21 protein-coding genes are annotated in these 19176 nt (G+C 38.8%); 12 read left to right on the forward strand and 9 right to left on the reverse strand.

Annotated elements, in window-relative coordinates; translation table 11 throughout:
- Nucleotides 1-31 precede the first annotated feature (31 nt).
- The 3 genes from galU (at nt 32) to F4V44_RS00340 (ending at nt 1875) form a co-directional block, all read left to right on the forward strand.
- On the forward strand, nt 32-919 hold the full coding sequence (galU, locus tag F4V44_RS00330; RefSeq protein WP_150437994.1) for a UTP--glucose-1-phosphate uridylyltransferase GalU: 888 nt from the start codon (nt 32-34) through the stop codon (nt 917-919).
- A gap of 149 nt (nt 920-1068) precedes the next feature.
- Nucleotides 1069-1332: a DUF5658 family protein gene (locus tag F4V44_RS00335; protein ID WP_223881739.1), complete on the forward strand. Its 264-nt coding sequence runs from the start codon at nt 1069-1071 to the stop codon at nt 1330-1332.
- Between the two features lie 405 nt (nt 1333-1737).
- Entirely contained in the window at nt 1738-1875 is a 138-nt protein-coding gene (locus F4V44_RS00340) for an anti-repressor SinI family protein (RefSeq protein ID WP_223881737.1), read from the forward strand.
- 253 nt (nt 1876-2128) lie between these two features.
- Here F4V44_RS00340 and F4V44_RS00345 read toward each other — a convergent pair whose 3' ends face one another.
- Nucleotides 2129-3097 carry a DMT family transporter gene (locus tag F4V44_RS00345; protein WP_150437996.1) on the reverse strand — a complete coding sequence of 323 codons (969 nt, stop codon included), beginning with the start codon at nt 3095-3097 and terminating at the stop codon, nt 2129-2131.
- A gap of 143 nt (nt 3098-3240) precedes the next feature.
- Between F4V44_RS00345 and F4V44_RS00350 the strand changes: the two genes are divergently transcribed.
- Nucleotides 3241-4092: a LysR family transcriptional regulator gene (locus tag F4V44_RS00350; protein ID WP_150437997.1), complete on the forward strand. Its 852-nt coding sequence runs from the start codon at nt 3241-3243 to the stop codon at nt 4090-4092.
- A gap of 110 nt (nt 4093-4202) precedes the next feature.
- Here F4V44_RS00350 and F4V44_RS00355 read toward each other — a convergent pair whose 3' ends face one another.
- Together F4V44_RS00355 and F4V44_RS00365 are read right to left on the reverse strand one after the other, a co-directional pair.
- On the reverse strand, nt 4203-4640 hold the full coding sequence (locus F4V44_RS00355) for a CBS domain-containing protein (protein WP_150437998.1): 438 nt from the start codon (nt 4638-4640) through the stop codon (nt 4203-4205).
- A 625-nt stretch (nt 4641-5265) separates the two neighbouring features.
- Nucleotides 5266-5700: a hypothetical protein gene (locus F4V44_RS00365; RefSeq protein WP_150437999.1), complete on the reverse strand. Its 435-nt coding sequence runs from the start codon at nt 5698-5700 to the stop codon at nt 5266-5268.
- Nucleotides 5701-6022: 322 nt separating this feature from the next.
- Here F4V44_RS00365 and F4V44_RS00370 point away from each other — a divergent pair, with 322 nt between their 5' ends.
- On the forward strand, nt 6023-6322 hold the full coding sequence (locus tag F4V44_RS00370; RefSeq protein WP_150438000.1) for a YerC/YecD family TrpR-related protein: 300 nt from the start codon (nt 6023-6025) through the stop codon (nt 6320-6322).
- 95 nt (nt 6323-6417) lie between these two features.
- Here F4V44_RS00370 and F4V44_RS00375 read toward each other — a convergent pair whose 3' ends face one another.
- The 6 genes from F4V44_RS00375 to hppD form a co-directional block, all read right to left on the reverse strand.
- Entirely contained in the window at nt 6418-7092 is a 675-nt protein-coding gene (locus F4V44_RS00375) for a CoA transferase subunit B (RefSeq protein ID WP_150438001.1), read from the reverse strand.
- 4 nt (nt 7093-7096) lie between these two features.
- Nucleotides 7097-7783: a CoA transferase subunit A gene (locus F4V44_RS00380; RefSeq protein WP_150438002.1), complete on the reverse strand. Its 687-nt coding sequence runs from the start codon at nt 7781-7783 to the stop codon at nt 7097-7099.
- Nucleotides 7784-7850: 67 nt separating this feature from the next.
- On the reverse strand, nt 7851-9008 hold the full coding sequence (locus F4V44_RS00385; RefSeq protein ID WP_150438003.1) for a homogentisate 1,2-dioxygenase: 1158 nt from the start codon (nt 9006-9008) through the stop codon (nt 7851-7853).
- Nucleotides 9009-9065: 57 nt separating this feature from the next.
- Nucleotides 9066-10361 (reverse strand): fumarylacetoacetase, encoded by a 1296-nt coding sequence (fahA, locus tag F4V44_RS00390; RefSeq protein ID WP_150438004.1) that lies wholly within the window; start codon nt 10359-10361, stop codon nt 9066-9068.
- Entirely contained in the window at nt 10358-11299 is a 942-nt protein-coding gene (locus F4V44_RS00395) for a hypothetical protein (protein ID WP_150438005.1), read from the reverse strand. Before F4V44_RS00395 ends, fahA begins: the two co-directional genes overlap by 4 nt.
- A 90-nt stretch (nt 11300-11389) precedes the next feature.
- Nucleotides 11390-12511 (reverse strand): 4-hydroxyphenylpyruvate dioxygenase, encoded by a 1122-nt coding sequence (gene hppD, locus F4V44_RS00400; protein WP_150438006.1) that lies wholly within the window; start codon nt 12509-12511, stop codon nt 11390-11392.
- A 222-nt stretch (nt 12512-12733) separates the two neighbouring features.
- Here hppD and F4V44_RS00405 point away from each other — a divergent pair, with 222 nt between their 5' ends.
- The 7 genes from F4V44_RS00405 to F4V44_RS00435 all read left to right on the forward strand — a co-directional run bounded on the left by F4V44_RS00405 (nt 12734) and on the right by F4V44_RS00435 (nt 19161).
- Complete coding sequence (locus F4V44_RS00405; RefSeq protein ID WP_150438007.1) at nt 12734-12976, forward strand: DUF1450 domain-containing protein; 243 nt, start codon at nt 12734-12736, stop codon at nt 12974-12976.
- A gap of 216 nt (nt 12977-13192) precedes the next feature.
- Nucleotides 13193-13828, forward strand: a complete 636-nt coding sequence (locus F4V44_RS00410; protein ID WP_150438008.1) for an Ntn hydrolase family protein — start codon at nt 13193-13195, stop codon at nt 13826-13828.
- Between the two features lie 266 nt (nt 13829-14094).
- Nucleotides 14095-14781, forward strand: a complete 687-nt coding sequence (locus F4V44_RS00415; protein WP_150438009.1) for a GntR family transcriptional regulator — start codon at nt 14095-14097, stop codon at nt 14779-14781.
- Nucleotides 14782-14810: 29 nt separating this feature from the next.
- The gene (locus F4V44_RS00420; RefSeq protein ID WP_150438010.1) at nt 14811-15695 is read left to right on the forward strand and encodes a hydroxymethylglutaryl-CoA lyase; all 885 of its coding nucleotides are present in this window, start codon (nt 14811-14813) and stop codon (nt 15693-15695) included.
- 159 nt (nt 15696-15854) lie between these two features.
- On the forward strand, nt 15855-16394 hold the full coding sequence (locus tag F4V44_RS00425; RefSeq protein ID WP_150438011.1) for a gamma carbonic anhydrase family protein: 540 nt from the start codon (nt 15855-15857) through the stop codon (nt 16392-16394).
- Nucleotides 16395-16473: 79 nt separating this feature from the next.
- Entirely contained in the window at nt 16474-17634 is a 1161-nt protein-coding gene (locus F4V44_RS00430) for a CaiB/BaiF CoA transferase family protein (protein ID WP_150438012.1), read from the forward strand.
- 195 nt (nt 17635-17829) lie between these two features.
- Nucleotides 17830-19161, forward strand: a complete 1332-nt coding sequence (locus F4V44_RS00435; RefSeq protein ID WP_150438013.1) for a CitMHS family transporter — start codon at nt 17830-17832, stop codon at nt 19159-19161.
- Nucleotides 19162-19176: the final 15 nt, after the last annotated feature.

Genomic DNA, 19176 nt, shown 5'->3' on the forward strand with positions numbered 1-19176 from the left:
AATCACCATTCTGACTATGAGGTAGATATCTATGAAAATTAAAAAAGCGATTATTCCTGCAGCTGGATTCGGAACAAGATTCTTGCCAGCGACAAAAGCACAGCCAAAAGAAATGCTGCCTATAGTAGATAAGCCGACAATCCAATATATCGTTGAGGAAGCCGTTGCATCTGGAATAGAAGAGATTATTATTGTAACAGGAAAAGGCAAGCGGTCTATTGAAGATCACTTCGATTGTGCCCCAGAACTGGAGAAAAATCTATTAGAAAAAGGGAAAACAGACTTACTTAATAAGGTTCGTTATTCTTCCAATCTTGCTAATATACATTATATTCGGCAGAAGACACCTAAAGGGCTAGGACATGCGGTTTGGTGTGCACGAAACTTTATTGGCAATGAACCATTTGCAGTCCTCCTAGGTGATGATATTGTTCAAAGTAAAACGCCTTGTTTGAGACAACTCATGGATATCTATGAAGAAACAAATTCTGCGGTTATCGGTGTACAATCGGTGCCAACTAACGAAACGCATCGCTACGGAATCATTGACCCCTCTTTTAATGTGGGAAGACGATATCAGGTACAGAACCTAGTTGAAAAGCCCGCTATAGGAAAAGCCCCGTCTAATCTTGCTATTATGGGACGCTATATTCTCACACCTGAAATTTTTACGATTTTAGACCAACAGGAGATTGGAGCGGGAGGAGAGATTCAATTAACCGACGCGATTCAAAAATTGAACAGAATCCAACAGGTATTTGCTTATGATTTTGAAGGGAAAAGATATGATGTGGGAGAAAAAATAGGATTTGTGAAAACGACCATTGAGTATTCCCTTCAGAACGAGGACCTAAGAGATGAGTTAATTAGATATTTAAAAGAATTGATGATGAACAACGAATATTCCTTGAGTACCTAAAACGCGGCGTCATTCACAGTTTTCAAAGAACTTCCTTTTATTGTTCTTGCCGTTTTCCTTAATCGTTCGGTATACAAACATACAGCATAGTATGTTAAAGGAGGTGCATTTCGGCGAACCTCTTATTCCATTATCTATCCATATTAAATATATTAGATGGATTCGTTACTTTCTGGGGATTGAAGCATTCATTTATTTCCGAGTTAAATCCGTTGATGAGGCAATTATATGAGTTTAATCCGCTGCTATTTATTCTGTTGAAGGCTGCACTTTCACTTTCACTTTATTTGTTTATCTTCTTAAAAAAGGTTCCGCAATCACGTTGGCTTATGTGGATAACCGTTTTGGCAGCAGTTTTCTATACTTCTGTTTTTGCTCTTCATTGTGTTTGGATGGGTTCGATTTTACGATAAGCTTATGATCCTAGGACCATAAGCGGAATGAACAAAAATAGTATGGATAGGTGTAGTGTGATGAATCAATCTATAAGCTTTGTTTATTAACATTGTTGATTTTTGACTCATCTAAAGCTGTATGGTTAGGAAGTGATAGGAGAAAATGAATTTTCTCCTATCACTTCCTAACCATACAGCAACCTTTCAGCACAGCTGAAAGGCGTGAGAAATGGACATTTCTCACGGATGAGTCAAAAATCTGACTTATCAACATTATTTATTAACATAGCCAATTTATAAGAAATTTTAATAGTATTTAAGATTTTATTAGTACATGTCAAAAGATTAAAAAATGTGAAAATTCATGCTTGCTATATATATTTAACAATATGAACTTGCAAGTAATGAAAAGGGTGAAGCGATTTGGCAGATGAAATAAAAGCAAAAGAAGAATGGACTCAATTAATTCAAGAGGCGAAACATATTGGATTAACCATTGAAGAAGTGAGAGATTTTATTTGGAATAGCTCTGCAGCTTTATCTGAGGAGAAGGAAATTTAAGATTATGACAGAGTGAACGGGATATATTCTAATAGTGTTCATTTTATATATGAAATAAAAATGAATGCCGAAAAGAGAGGAGAATCTTCTTTTTTCGGCATTCATTTTTTCTTATCTTTATCATTAAAACTATTTGATTTAATCCATTCAGGCCCACCTAATGATTCGTCATTATCCATTTGCTTGATTAGAGCCTTTCATGGAAAATGGTTCCTAAACCATTTCAAATGTAGAAAAAGATGCATGAATATAATTAGGATATACTTTCACGCAGTTTTGTCGGAGCAGGCTGCTTGGTTTCTTTCTTTTGTAACATCCTGACAAAAATATTATTAGATAAAAGGGCAACGATGATAAAACTAGTTCCTAGAAGGTCGAACATTGTGACAGGATTTCCTTGGAATAGGGAAATAGAAAGTGTGGTTACGGGAACAAAGTTAATAAACAACAGCCCATTTAATGGTGACAAGATACTCACACCGATATTCCAGCCAAGCAAGGCAATGACGCCAGGAAAGATAATCATAAACAATAAATGAGGGGTTACGGCTTTGATTTCACTTTCTGATGGAACGGATATATATCCAAACAGAGTCGCCCCCGCTACAATCACAGCAGCCGTAACGGTTCCAAGTAAACAGCTTAATGTTGAATAACGCAATGCGGACCAACTGCTAAATTCACTGCCGCCCATTGTGTAAATAACCCATCCGATGACTGCAACTAAAATAAGTAGAGAAGGGATAACATGGTCTGTCGCACCAAGAAATGCTTTCAGATTCCCTTTTGTAATGACTAATACAGCCCCGATAAATGACAATAGCACACATAATAATGTGAAGAAATGGGGGCGTTTTTTGAACATCATCCAGACAATCACGATGGAAATCATCGGCATGAGTGACTCCATAATAGAAGCTACCATTACCCCTGGCTCACCTAATAAATCTTCTCCCCAGAAGATAAATAGATTATAGACGGTAAACGCCATTGTACCGAAGAACCATAGGTGAAGGCCTTTTCCTTCCAATCGAAAAGCCTGTTTTCCTTCTTTCCATAAAAGAATCGCTGCTAAAATAATTGTAACTGATCCATAACGAATAATTGTAAAATAGAAGGGATCAATATATTTGAAAGCTGCATGTGCTACAGGAAACATTGCGCCCCATGACACTGCAGCAATAAAACATAAAATAGCTCCTATCCATACACTATTTCTCAACCTTTTTCTACCTCCTTCGTAAATTTGACATATTTATCTTCTAACTTTTTTGACATCTTGTAAAATGAACAAAAATGATGATTATCATCATTTTTATTGATAATATAGTGATAAGTGCGAAAATATAAAAAGGTGGAAAAACTATGGAGTTTAAGGACCTAGAGATTTTTCAGATAGTAGCGGAAAAAGGAACGATAACAGAAGCGGCAAAAGCGTTAAGCTACGTGCAATCGAACATTACATCGAGAATTCAGAAACTCGAAACGGAACTGAATACGCCTTTGTTTAACCGAAATCGTCGTGGGATGAGTTTGACACCGGAAGGAAAAAAACTATTATCTTATAGTAAAAAAATATTATTGCTAACAGACGAAATGAAAAAAGCTGTTCAAAATAAAGAGGAACCGTCTGGAAAACTGGAAATTGGAACCGTTGAAACGGTCATTCATTTACCCAAAATCTTGTCCACCTTTATTAAGAAATATAAGAATGTTGATTTATCACTCTATACCGGCGTAACTGAAACACTTGAGGATGACGTATTAAATCATAAGCTGGACGGAGCTTTCGTGACAGCATCCGACTTTCACTCCGATCTTGTATCGCATGAGGTGTTTCAAGAGGAGCTTGTCTTAATTTCTGATAGGAGCCTCTCCACATTAGAGGAGTTAAAGGAGCAGCCTATTTTATGCTTTAGCAAAGGCTGCGGGTACAGAGCACGCTTGAAAGCCTGGTATAAAGACCAAAATATTAAACCGCAAAAAATTATGGAATTCGGTACATTAGAAACGATCCTGCGCAGTGTTGCAATGGGGCTTGGCATTACATTTGTTCCAAGGTCAGCCGTCATTCATATGGAAGAAAGCGGGGTCATCCGTTGTCATTCACTCCCTGATCAATATAGCAAGATTAAAACTGTTTTTATTAGAAGAGCCGATACGTACTTAACTTCAACCATTGAAAAATTCATTGAGACCATTGAAATGAATAAATAGGAGAAATGGCGGGGCGGTTCTCGCGTTTCGTTTTGATATGCAGTTAGAAATTGATAATAGATAGAAACGCGAGAATCGAACGTTCCCCGCGTTTCTAAAGCAGCTCCTTGCTATTGTTGAGGAGCTGAAGGAGTCGAAATACTTTGTAATGCCTGTTCTGCCTCGTTAGCATATATATCTTGGACGGCTAAATCACCTAAAGCAACCATTCCAACTATTTGTCCGTTTTCAACTACAGGCAATCGGCGAATTTGCTGTTCTGCCATCAAATTTGCTGCTTCATGAACATCCATATCAGGTGTACCTTTTACGATTTGCTGTGCAGTCATGACTTGCGATACTGGTGTGTTTGCATCTTCTCCTTGTGCTGTCGTACGGAGGGTAATATCACGATCCGTCACAATGCCAACCATTTGTCCGCCGTTATTGATTACGGGGATAGCTCCGATATTATACTCGCTCATTAATGCTGCAGCTTCCTGTACAGTCTGTGTTTCGTTAACTGTAAGAACATTTGATGTCATGATATCTCTTAAATTCTGCGCCATAAAATTACCTCCAAAATTTTATTTACCCTTTATAGAATGGAGCTTATCGGCGATATTATTAGAGGGAAATTTATCCTGAAGTTTTTGAAACGCAAGACCGTCCCCATGTTTCAAGCTGTCATTCATATGGAAGAAAGCGGGGTCATCCGTTGTCATTCACTCCCTGATCAATATAGTAAGATTAAAACCGTTTTTATCAGAAGAGCCGACACGTACCTCACTTCAACCATTGAAAGGAATAAATAAAGATCAACTGAAATATTAGATGTTAAAAATATTCACTGATGTGAATTGAATCCTTGCTTCTTTAATCGCTTAGAGTGCATTAAAAATTATATAATAAAAATATTACTGGATATAATGATCTTGTCAGGACCGTTCGATTGGTTATTGATAAAGAAATCCCTATAGATGGGGCTGAACAAAGGGACAGTACAGTGATCCAGTTAAAAGATAATAGAAATGAGATACATTAAGATATTTCAAATAAAATATAAAATAAACAAGGAAAGTTCTGTGGAGAATCTACATTCTCACAGAGCTTTCCTTGTTTATTTTACAGCGGGAAATGGTGACCTGTCCTCGTGACCGTCTAACTTAACGATGCCTGCTAATCCATCAAGAATTAATGATCGTCATCAGTATCATCTTCTACAAAATCATCCAGACGGAAGAACAAGACCGCACTAGGAAATTCAACAAAACCAGCGTTAGTGTTTCCTCCAATGACGCTTACTTCCATTTTCTCGGCATCTAAATCAACTTCGCCTTTTATATTTACACGCAAAATGGTATTGGCAGTAATAACTGCGGGTACGATAGTACATTCGTTTGGTTCAAGTATCACTGTGGTTTCTGGTAATGCAGGGGGGCCTTCGATGCTTTTTGCGGGGAAAATTACTGAAGCGCATTGATCGACACTTACTTTGACTGTTCGGCGTTCATCCGAATGATTTTTTAGAACGATGTTTAGACCATTAGTGATTCTGCCAAATATGGCTGCACCTCCATCAGGAAACAAAGGGACATGAAAAGGTCCAGTGGTTATTCTTTTGGCCATTTTAGCACCTCCTTTCTATTAATATTTAATTCTAGAAGAGGAAAAATGAACTGGACAACTCTCCTAAGGAATTCAACCGTTTTTTTGTGTGGTGACAGATACTAGTTTTAATACAAATTTAGTAAAATATAGAAACATTAACTTTCCTATATAAATAAGGTAAAACACGGGATGATTCTGAACTGAACCCATATTTCATTTACATAGAATATTCAGTATAATAAAACTAATTTAAAATATCTGATGTAAAATTCGAGACTATTTGCATTCTAATTATAACTTTTGAAAACTTTTCAATTCCCTATATATTTGGAGGTAAACGATGCATGGAGAAAACGTATCAGAAGATAAACTAAAACAGCTATTTCATGCTATCCTTTCCTTGCAAACAAAGGAAGAGTGTATGAGGTTTTTTGATGATTTGTGCACAGTGAAGGAACTGAATTCGTTTGTTCAAAGATTCGTAGTCGCTAAAATGCTGCGGGAAGGGGCAACTTATATGGATATACAGATTGAAACGGATGCGAATTCGACGACGATTGCAAGAGTAAAGCAGCAATTGGACAATGGAAATGATGGCTTTTCATTAGTGCTGGATCGTATAGCAGCACATCAAAAGTAAGAGGGATTAAAGCAAACAATAGACAGGAAAGAATCCACTTTGAGAAGAATAACTTTCCTTTCTAGTGGATTCTCTATAGTAAAATCTAATACTCTTTAAAATGCTTCTAATCTTACATTTTCTTCAATAATTAATAGGGGCTCCGTAACCGCTTGAATATCCTCTACTGTATAACCTTTGGCTACTTCAACCAGCTTTAAACCGGCTTCCGTCACATCCATAACTGCACGGTCTGTGATAATCCGATTCACGACTCCTTTTCCGGTAAGAGGCAGGGTGCAGCTTTTTAATATCTTTGTCTGACCTTTTTTATTTGTATGTTCCATAATAACGATGGTCTTTTTAGCTCCGTGGACAAGGTCCATCGCTCCGCCCATTCCTTTCACCATTTTCCCAGGAATCATCCAATTGGCTAAATCACCCTTCTCAGAAACTTCCATTCCGCCTAATATCGCTACATCGATATGACCGCCGCGAATCATCGCAAACGAATTGGCACTGGAAAAATAGGAGGCGCCGTTAATCACTGTAATCGTTTCTTTTCCAGCATTAATTAAATCGGGATCCACATCAGTTTCACTTGGATAAGGGCCAATCCCAAGCAATCCGTTCTCAGATTGGAGGACGACTTGTTTATCATCGCTAATGTAATTGGCAATCAGTGTAGGCATGCCAATCCCAAGATTAACATAATTCCCTGATTGGATTTCTTGTTCTGCTCTTTTGGCAATCTTTTCTCTAACGTTCTGTTCTACGATTTGTGTCCCCATATTCTCACACCACCCTTTGTACGGTACGCTTTTCAATTCGTTTTTCTTTATGTCCAACAACTAATCGCTGGACATAAATACCCGGAGTATGAACGTGGGCAGGGTCGATTGGGCCGATTTCCTCAACCTCTGCAATCGTAATCGCACCAGCCGCAGCGGCATCAGGATTAAAATTTTGTGCCGTTTTGTTATAAACGAGATTTCCCATTGTATCTGCTTTTACCGCACTGACTAAGCTAAAGTCTGCTGTTAAAGCGGTTTCGAGAATATATTCCTTCCCGCCAAATGTGCGTACTTCTTTTCCCTCTGCGATAGGGGTACCGACACCAGCCGGAGTATAGAAAGCAGGGATGCCAGCACCGCCTGCCCGCATTTTTTCTGCTAATGTACCTTGGGGAATTAGCTCGACTTCAATTTCCCCTGATAAATATTGTCTTTCAAACTCTTTATTCTCACCCACATAAGAACTAATCATTTTCTTAATTTGTTTATTCTTTAGTAAGATGCCTAATCCCCAATCATCCACACCGCAGTTATTGGAAATAACAGTCAGGTCTTTTACACCCGTCTCACTAAGAGCTAAAATTAAATTTTCAGGTATTCCACATAGCCCAAAACCGCCAACCATGACGGTTGCTCCATCATGAATATCTTTTACAGCATCAATAAAAGAGGTATACGTTTGTTTCATAGATTCCAGCCTCGCTTTTATAAGATAAAAAAGAAATTCAACTTCAATTTGTACATCTAACTAGATATTAAGAAGGCATCCAGCTGCTCATATAACTAGTATCTTCTATTTTCTGTGCCTCTTTTACCACACGAAGAGGACGGAAGGTATCGATCATAACCGCAAGCTCACGTGTTTCCTTCTTCCCGATGCTTTCTTCAATTTTGCCCGGATGAGGGCCATGTGGCAGGCCGCTTGGATGAAGAGTGATGGAACCTTCTTCAATGCCGCGGCGGCTCATAAAGTCCCCATCTGCATAATAAAGGACTTCATCACTTTCTACGTTACTGTGTACATATGGTGCTGGAATGGCTTCTGGGTGATAGTCATACAACCTTGGTACAAAGGAACAAATGACATAATTGTAGCCTTCAAACGTTTGATGTACTGGAGGCGGCTGATGAACACGTCCAGTGATTGGCTCGAAATCGTGAATACTAAAGGCATATGGATAAAGGTAGCCATCCCAGCCAACTGCATCAAGCGGATGGAAATCATACGTATAGGAAGTAATCATTCCTTGCGCCCGTACTCGTACCTCATATTCACCCTTTTCATCCTTTGTTTCTAATCTTTCTGGTGTTCGAATGTCACGCTCGCAAAATGGTGAGTTTTCAAGATATTGTCCAAATTCATTTCGATAGCGTTTAGGTGGAACAATCGCTGAATTGGATTCTAAGACTAGAATACGAGCTTCCTCTGATTCTAGTACCACACGATAGGTTGTCCCAATTGGAATGACGAGATAATCTCCAGGTCCGAAGCTTAACTCACCGAAAATGCTTTCAATTTTCCCTCTGCCTTCATGAACAAACAGCATTTCGTCGCCTTCGCCGTTTCGGTAGTAATACTCCATTTGTTTATTAGGGCGTGAGATCCCAACTGCTACATCATCATTGGCTAAGTAAATACGGCGTGCTTGAAGAAAATCCCCGCCTGCCTGAATATCCTTTGTTAGGAAATGACGGTGCTGCAGTGCTCCTTTTTCTTCATATTCATATTGAACATCACAAATTTTTTCTGCCTTTCTTACTTGGGTAGGCTGATTCACATGATAGATCAGTGATTGAATACCGGAAAAACCTTTTGTCCCCATTAACTGTTCATAATAAAGACTCCCATCCTCTTTACGAAATTGCGTATGACGTTTATGTGGAATCTTTCCCATTTTGATATAGTGCGGCATTTTGTACACCTCATTCTTTCTAGTAGTTTTTCGAAAATCCCCTCGAGTGCGGCAGAATTAGTTGATTGCTTTTTCAACACCTAAAATATCTGCCTCTGAAAGGGCGGGCAATACAGTTCCTCTGACTTCGCCAAAGCCGATTCGGTAGCCGTCACCTTGGCAATATCCTCGAATAATTAACTCATCGCCGTCTTCGATCCAAGTTCGCTTGTCTCCATTTTTCAGTTCAAGTGGCTCTGCACCTCTCCAAGTAAGTTCCAGCATGCTTCCTCTTTCACTTCTCTCGAGACCGCTGATTGTACCAGATGCATGCATATCACCAGGGCGAAGATTGCAGCCGGTAATGGTATGATGGGCCACCTGCTGAGCGACGGACCAGTACATATAGTTAAAATTGGTTTTCGTAATTTGCGTTTCCTCAGAATCATTTTCTGGTTTCAAATAGACTTCTAGATTAATATTAAAAGCCCCATTTTTCTTTTGCTTTAAATAGGCAAGAGGCTCTGGGTCTTGAACAGGTCCGGCCTGACGGAACGGCTCTAGTGCTTCAAATGGAACGACCCATGGTGAAATAGAGGTAGCGAAGTTTTTCGCTAGGAAAGGACCAAGCGGTTGGTATTCCCATGACTGAATATCACGAGCACTCCAATCATTAACAAGCACCATACCGAATACTTGGTCTTCCGCTTGATCAACTGAAATTGGTTGTCCAAGTTGATTCCCCGGGCCGATAAACCATCCCATCTCTAATTCAAAATCAAGCTGAGCAGTTGGCCCAAAAACAGGAGCTTCCGCATGGGCTGGTTTAGTCTGTCCTAATGGACGGCGAACATCGGTCCCGCTTAGAACAATGGAGCTGGCACGGCCATGATAGCCAATCGGAACATGCTTCCAGTTCGGCATAAGGGCATTATCCTTGCCGCGAAACATCGTCCCCACATTTGTTGCGTGTTCTTTCGATGCATAAAAATCGGTGTAATCGCCGATTTGAACCGGTAACAGCATTCGAACTTTACTTTGAGGATAAAATGCTTTCGCGCGAAGTTCCTCGTTATCTCTTAAATCTGCTGTCTCTTGATCCAGCAAATATTGAAGCTTTTCTCGAACCGCTTTCCAAACGGGGAGGCCAAGTGCCATAAAAGGATTCAGTGACGATGCACTGAATATATTTTTTCCTTCTGCGCCTGTCCCATTTAACAAGCCGGCCTCGTCGATGATAGACAGGTCAAGGACATAATCCCCGATGGCTGTACCGACACGAGGAGATAGGTCGCTAGGTTGAACAATCCCGTATGGTAGGTTTTGAATCGGAAAATCTGAATCTTGTTTTGTCTCTATAAATGAATATTTCATTCTGTTACCTCCTCATAAAAAATAGATAGATTGCCAAGTTCCTCTCTTGGTTCATCAAAACTACAGCTTCCGTAGGAATGGGCAAAAAGGCTGCGTGCTTTATTAATATCTTCTGAAGAAACGGTCTTATTTCCCCAGCTTAGACCTGCAGGTGTAAAAGAAAAATGTGATGGGTCTTCATCGAGCAGAATATTTTCAATCATTTTGGCATCAATACAATCGTTATAAGCAAACAGAGCAGCCGTGAAAACATTTACAAATCCATGCATCTTGGTTTTCACTTCATCACGATATTGACGAATTGGATGATGGAGACCGGCTGTGAATTTGATAAATAAGCCTCGTTTCTGACACTCATGGATCACAAAGGCTGCTTTTTCTACCGATGGAAACAAATCTGCATGAATCCCGCCCATCCGCATTTTGACTCCGATCTGTTTTAGCGATCTGTCATTCACTCTTTCAATCGTATCTAATAGGGATAGGATTTGTTCATTTGTGCCGGATACTTCACAATAAACAGGAAAATCACTAGTATCCTTTGCCAACTTTTCTAAGAAAGAGGGTTTGACATCCTGAGATAGCTTGATTTCAATTGATTCGACAGAGCCCTCATCTTGATACGTATGTAAAAAGTGTTCGATGCGCTTCAGTTCTGTTGCCAGTTCCTTAGATTCAGTTAAAATAACCGATAACCGTAAAGGGTATTGCGTATTAAATAAAGATTTATATTCTTCTAGTTCATTCAATTGGACAGCTGGAATCACAAAAGGTCCCAGCATCCAGGAATCAGAACCTGATATATAGGAGGAATAGTTACGAATCGCTTCAGGAAGAGATAGAGATGCAGGAGGGAAGAGTCCCGCATAATCAATCAATTCAGTCATAAAGTGACTAACAGCATTTTCTCTCCACTTTGCTTTTACCTTTGTTAACATGAAGATCAACGCTCCTTTTATATAGAGAGTGCCTGATGAGACACTCTCTTAGAAAAATCAAATTCGCACCAGCGAATTTCCTTTAAAAAATTAAATATTTCCACGACGTTCCTGTTCGCGTTCAATGGATTCAAATAATGCTTTGAAGTTACCATCTCCGAAACCAAGGGCGCCTTTACGTTGAATAATTTCGATGAACAGGGTTGGACGGTCTACAAGCGGTTTTGTGAAGATTTGCAGTAAGTACCCTTCATCATCACGATCGACCAATATATTTAAATCTTGAATTTTCTTCACATCTTCATCAATTTCACCCACACGACTTGCAAGTTCTTCATAATACGTATCAGGTGTTGTTAAGAATTCAACGCCATTTTCCTTTAACTTAGCTATTGTACTAATAATGTCATTTGTTAGAAGAGCAATATGCTGAACGCCTGCTCCTTTATAGAAATCAAGATATTCTTCAATTTGTGATTTACGCTTCCCTTCAGCCGGTTCGTTAATAGGGAATTTAATCCGGCCCGTTCCGTTTGTCATAACCTTTGACATAAGGGCAGAGTACTCTGTTGAAATATCATCATCATCAAAGTGCTTCAACACGCTGAATCCAAAGACTTTCTCATAATAATTGGTCCACTCTTCCATGTCTTCTACGTTTCCAACGACATGGTCTACACCGACTAAGCCAGTTGAAGATGATTGATAAGGATCTTCATACGCTTCAAACCCTGGTAAAAACGGACCTTTATAATCGATTGATTCAATAATGGTATGAATCGTGTCGCCATATGTCCCAATAATGGCTTTTTTCACTTTTCCATTCTCATCCTCTTCAATCCAAGGCTCCTTGATGGCAATTCCTCCACGTTCAATGGCTTCATAGTATGTTTTATCCAGTTCCTTCACAAGCATGGATATATCTTTAGCGCCTTCCCCGTGCTTTTTCACGAATTCAGCAATTTCCGTATTATCTGAAAGAGAACCTGTCAGTACTAAGCGAATCGCTCCTTGTTCAAGTACATAGGAAACTCGATCACGAGATCCTGTTTCAAGACCTTTATAGGCAACTAATTTGAATCCAAATGCTTTAGCATAATAGAACGCTGCTTGTTTGGCGTTTCCGGTGTAGAGCTCAATATGGTGAATATTTTTCACAGGAAAAATTTCTTGTTTTTTTGTTTTGATAGCAGTAGTGACCTTTTCAGTCATTATGAACACTCCCTTTTTTGAATAGATTAAATTTTCTAAATCGTTTGATATGACAAATCATAATACAAAAATTTTTATCAAACAAACCCATCTTTTACCGCGGTTTTGATTTATAGCTGTTATCCTTTAACTGATAAAAGTGTTAATGCAGTTAAGCATGTTATTGCTATCTTTCCGAAAAATCAGTTAACATACATCCATAAAAAAGAGGAGTGATCATTTATGGGAGTAGAGGTTAAATTCTGTCCTTGTAACTTTGAGGATGAAATGGAAATGGTAAAAGAGAAATTGGTAGAATGTGAAGATGTAACGGTATGGGAAGAACGCTGCCTGCTTTATTGCGGGCAATGCCTGATTGAACCTTTTGCCGTTGTGAATGGGGAAAATATAACGGCTGATAGTCCAGAAGAGTTACTTGGGGAGATTCAAAATTACTTGAATGAATTAAGAAAGAGCTGTGTATAATGAATGGAGTGAGGGCATGACTATTTTTGTAATCTCGCAAGAAAGAGGTAGATTTGTTCCCATTGTTGCATTCATTTTCTTAGATTAGGCATGAATAGGGTATCCTTTCAAAATCATTTGCTAATATTTTAATAAAGTCCTTCTGAATGGTAAAATGGCTTTAGAAGGGCTTTTTTATCCACTTCTTTACAAGAACATTTTGTGCAGGAGGCCTGTATGACGGCTATAATCGGGAAAAAGTTTGAGGATGGAGTTTTAATTTTAGCTGACAAAAGAGTTACGATTAGAGGAACACAAGGATATGCCGATGATGTAAAGAAAATCATTGTTTTAAGTCCAAAATTGATTTTAGCTTATGCAGGTGTCAAAAACATTGTTGATAGGTGTGTAGGAAATTTACAAACATTTGCTCAAGATTCTGCCAACTCACTAGCGGAGATCATTAAGCAAGGACAAAAGCTATTTTGTTCGGCATTAGATTACTTTAAGCATCACTATCCGCAGCAAAGATATGATACGGTTTATATTTTGGCCGGTTTTAATGACACGGATGAACCGTTTATTATTTACTTTTCCTCCGATGATAATTTTCAAAAGCAAAAACCACTAGAACTCTTTTATAAAACTTTTCCAAATAAAGAAATGTTGAACCTTCGTACGTTTTTGATTAACGAGGTTGACCAATCCCGGAAAGAGATCCCCTATTACATTCAAAAGTTTTCCGCTGCTGTAAGAATGATCGACCATCCAATGGTCGGTAAAAAAACCTATTCTGTCTATTTATCAAGAAATGATTATTGTGAAATGGAAATGGATGAATATGGATTTTGTACTCTACATAATAAATTTTAAAAAAGGTATGCCGACAACTTGTCGGTTCTGTTTTTTTTAGGCATTCTAATGACTTTAAGAATCCTTCCTGCATCACATAAAAATAATTATTTTTGTGAAACTACTTGAAAATCCAAAAAATGTGTTTTAATATTTAGAAAATTAACAATACAGAAGTAGTGATAATTTGACATTTTGAATCATTCCATTGTCGCAGATATTTTTAAACTATTTTTCTGTATACAAAAACTGAAAATTCTGTTAATTCGAATGGGAGATGAAGAATATTGAGCTTGAAAATGGACCAATCGAAAACCCTTCAAAGTCAAGTTTACGAATATTTACACAACAAAATTGTAAATGGTGAGATCTTGCCTGGGGAACGGATTGTCGAAGAAAGTATTGCTAAGGAAACAGGAATCAGCAGAAGTCCAATCCGTGAAGCTATTCGCAGATTGGATAGTGATGGATTAGTATCAGTCAGTCCCAGAGGGGGCGTCAGGGTATACCGTCCAACTTTTTCAGACTTTAAATATCTTTACGAATGTCGATTAAGTTTAGAATCCACTGCTGCTTATTATGCAGCGATACGTATCCTACCTGTTCAAAAAGAGCAATTGTCTAACTTAATGGTTGAAATGGAACAAGCTGTGAGAAAACAAGAGGTTGATCAGTTAAGATCCTTAAGTACAAATTTTCACCTCCTGATTGTTAAATTAAGTGGAAACCCTTACTTGGACAAAATGATGAAACAATTAATTTCCCACCTTACTTTTTATCGAAATGCTGTGCTAAATATTCCAAAGCGACTTGAAGAAGGATCAGATGAACACCAAGCTATTGGAGATGCGATTATTGCGCAGGATGCAAAGGCAGCAGAGCAATTGATGAAGACACATATTGAACGTGATTATCAATTCTATCTCTCTAAGTATGCTAATAAGAATCCAGAGACTTCTTTAGAATTACTATAGACAAAATATCTAAAAATGGAGTGAAACCTATGATATTTCCTGAACAGATAACAATCCGCGATGTAACACTAAGAGATGGTTTACAAAACGAATCCGTGTTTGTTGAAACGGATCAAAAAGTCGAAAAGGTAAAAGATATCATTGCTGCTGGATTCAAACGTATTGAAGTTACTTCCTTTGTCCACCCCAAGTGGGTCCCAACTATGCAGGATGCAGATGAATTAGGGCAGCGACTGCCGGTTGTTCCGGGTGTAGAATATGAAGCACTTGTTCCAAATAAACGTGGATTGAATCGTTTCCTACAATCGAATTTCCATCGTGCGGTTCTTTTCCTTTCTGCCAGCACCGCGCATAATCAAGCAAACGTTAATAAGAGCACAGAAGAATCACTGGAAGAGGTAACAGAATTAATTGAGATAACAAATAAGCAAGACAGAAAAACAGTCGGTGCAATCTCAACGGCCTTTGTTTGTCCATTTTCTGGGGTGGTTCCATACGAAGAAGTGGAAAAAGTGGCTGAGGTTCTTGTAAACAGCGGTGTGACTGAATTAGGACTAGGAGATACGATTGGGAAAGCAACACCTAGACAAATCTATGAATATAGCAGTCGAATCCTAGAAAAGTTTCCTGATGTTCCTTTAAGCCTACATCTGCATGATACATATGGCTATGGCCTAGCCAATGTAATGGCTGGAATACAAGCGGGCGTTCGTCTATTTGATGTCGCGCAGGCGGGATTGGGCGGTTGTCCATATGCGCCAGGTTCACCAGGTAATATTCAAGCAAGTAAGGTGGTTCAATTATTAGAAAAACAAAACATTCATACCGGCTTAGATATCGAAAAAATCCTGCAACTAGATACAGATTTTCCAAGATTATTAAACTCTTCAAAGGTATTAACAAAAACAGTCTAACGATGCAAAGATTAGGAATAGAGATATAATCTCTTTAATTTTTTAAATATTTTAAATTTTAATACCACATAGCAACGTATCAATCAATCCTACGATTATTAATATAGAAAATTCTAGGAAAATCATCATTTAAGTATTTTTGTCAGGGAGGTATAAAAAATGCTTCATAAATTTAAAGGGCACTACCCAAATGTACATTGGAGTACTTATATTGCACCAGGAGCCCAGTTGATTGGAAACATTGAACTAGCAGAAAATACGTCAGTTTGGTTCAATGCGGTTTTAAGAGGGGATAATGAAAAAATTATGATTGGAAAAGGCTCTAATATTCAGGATGGATCGGTTATCCATGTGGACCCAGGCTTTCCCGTCCGTATTGGGGAAAATGTCACAGTCGGTCATAACGTAGTATTACATGGTTGTACGGTAGAAGATGGTGCATTAATCGGTATGGGAGCAACGATTTTGAATGGCGCAGTCATTGGTGAAGGCTCCTTAATTGCCGCCGGGGCACTCGTTCCGGAAGGGAAAGTCATTGAACCAGGTGTTTTAGTGGCAGGAGTTCCAGCTAAAGTCATCCGAAAGCTTACACAGGATAACATCGAGCGTGCAAAAGAAGGGGCACTTGCTTATGTTCAAAAGGGGGCTGAGTTTAAAGAGGAGAACATTTTAGAAAAAATCGAAATAGATTTGGATTAGATAAAATATCGCTTCCGTTGTTCAGAATATTCGGTTATATATGTGTTCCATTATCTTAAAAAGAAAGGAAGATTTATAGATGAAAAAACCTTTAGAAGGAATTAAAGTACTAGAATTAGGGAATTTCGTAGCTGCGCCATTTGCTGGAAAAATCATGGGAGAGTTTGGTGCGGAGATTATTAAAATTGAAGATCCGGAAAAAGGAGATTCTATTAGAAATTGGCGAGTTATGCACAAGGGTACATCCCTATGGTGGTACGTTCATGCAAGAAATAAAAAATCCGTTGCACTTGATCTAAGGAAGAGTGAAGATCAAGAGATTATTCGAGAATTAGCGAAAGAAGCAGATGTTGTTCTTGAAAACTTCCGTCCGGGTACATTAGAAAAATGGGGAATTGGCTATGAGGATTTAAAGAAAATAAATCCTAGTATCATCATGACGCGAATTTCAGGCTATGGACAAACCGGTCCTTACGCCAAAAAACCTGGATTTGGAAGTATCGCAGAGTCAATGGGGGGAATCCGATATTTAACTGGTTTTCCTGATCGTCCTCCTGTTCGCGTCGGATTGGCGATTGGCGATTCTATCGCAGGTCTATATGCCGTAAATGGAACCCTTATGGCATTAAGAGCAAGAGATAATGATCCAAAGAGAAGAGGCCAATATGTAGATATTGCCCTTACTGAAGCAGTCTTTTCCTTATTAGAAGGCGTCCTTCCAGAGTATGACGTGAAGGGAATTATAAGGGAAAGAACAGGTGCCACATTAGAAGGAATCGCTCCTTCCAATACGTATCTATGTAAGGATGGTAAATATATTGTTATTGCTGCCAACAGCGATAGTATTTTTAGACGGTTCATGGATGCGATTGGTCGTCCAGATTTAGCTGAGGATTCTGTCTACGCCAATAATCAAGGCAGGGCACAAAATGCGGAATATCTTGACCAACTGATTGAAGAGTGGACAAAGACATGTACACAAAAAGAAGCTCAGAAAATTCTTGATGATGCGGCTGTACCGGCAGGACCGATTTATAGCATTGAAGATATTGTAAATGATGAACATTTCCAAGCACGCGGAATGTTTGAAACGGTTACACTACCAGATGGTGAACGTGTCAAGGTCCCAGGAATTGTACCAAAGCTTTCTGAAACACCAGGAAGCATCGAATGGATTGGACCTAAGCTCGGAGAACATACGGAAGAAGTCATTGGAAACATGTTAAGCAAGCAAAAATAATGATATTTTTATGGCTGTTGTTTTATCTTTTAAAATAAAAATAACCGCCATAAGAGATAAATTAATGAAAGAATGGAGGTGATGTTTATTAACAAACAACATGGAGTAGACAACATAGACCGCTTAATTATTTGGTTTTAACTATCAGTAAAACTACTAAATTATAATGATTAATTTTAGGAGGTAACAAAGTTTATGTTGTCTATTTTAGGATTTGCCATGATTATTACCTTTTTAGTTCTGATCATGACTAAACGCCTTTCCCCATTTGTGGGGTTAACTCTGATTCCGATTATCTTTGGCATTATTGGGGGCTTCGGCAAGGAATTAGGTCCATTAATGATGGAGGGAATTCAAAATGTAGCCCCAACTGCGTTTTTGTTGTTATTTGCTATTTTGTATTTTGGAATTATGTTAGATGCAGGACTCTTTGATCCATTAACATCAAAGATGATAGGCTGGACAAAAGGAGATCCGTTAAAGGTTATTGTAGCAACAGCCGTATTGGCAGGAATTATTGGGTTTGATGGGGATGGCTCGACAACGATGATGATTGTGGTTACCGCCTTTCTTCCATTATATAAGAGGTTAGGGATCAGTCCGATTATATTGGCTAGCATCATCATCATGCAGATTGGAATTACAACTCTTGTCCCTTGGGGAGGCCCGGCTGGCCGAGTGGGGAGTGTACTGAATCTTGACCCGACAGCATTGTATCTTAACATGCTGCCAGGTATGATTATCAGTCTGCTATACGTTGTTGGTGTCGCCTATCTAATTGGTTTAAAGGAAAGAGCCCGGCTTCGAAAGGAAAGTCCGCAGCAAATCACTTTCGAAGATACAGTTATTCAGGATGCATCTATTGAAAGCGCTGTAATTGAGAATATTAGTCCAGAAGATAGCCAGATGAAGCGTCCAAAATTAATTTGGTTCAATGGTCTTTTATCAGCTGTCATCATGATAGCGATTATTTTAGAATGGTTGCCTGCTGCTACACTATTTATTATTGGTACAGCTCTAGCGTTGGTCATTAATTACCCGGTTTTAGATCATCAACGGGAACGAATTGCTGCTCATGCTCCAAATGCATTGGCAGTAGTAAGTATGGTTTTAGCGGCCGGAGTATTCTCTGGTATTTTCAAAGGTACTCCTATTTCGGAGTCCATGGCACTATCTCTAGTTGAAATTATTCCTACTGACCTTGGGCCTTATATGGCTCTCATTACAGCTATTGTCAGTGCGCCTGCTCTATTCTTTATTGGTCCAGATGGCTTTTACTTCGGGGTTTTACCAGTACTGGCTGAAACAGCTGCTAATTACGGAATTGATGCTATGTCCATAGGGACTGCATCCTTATTTGGTACTCCATTTGGTATTATGGGGCCGCTCGTTGCATCTGTCTATCTATTAATTAACATTTCCGGTATTAGCCTAGGAGATCTACATAAAACCGCCGGAAAATGGTCAATAGGGATACTATTGATTTATATCATTGTAGGTATCTTTATGGGAATTATTTCTCTCTAGAATATTTATCATATT

Origin of the sequence: Niallia endozanthoxylica (genome assembly GCF_008710145.1) — a bacterium.
Lineage (GTDB): Bacteria > Bacillota > Bacilli > Bacillales > Cytobacillaceae > Bacillus_BD > Bacillus_BD endozanthoxylica.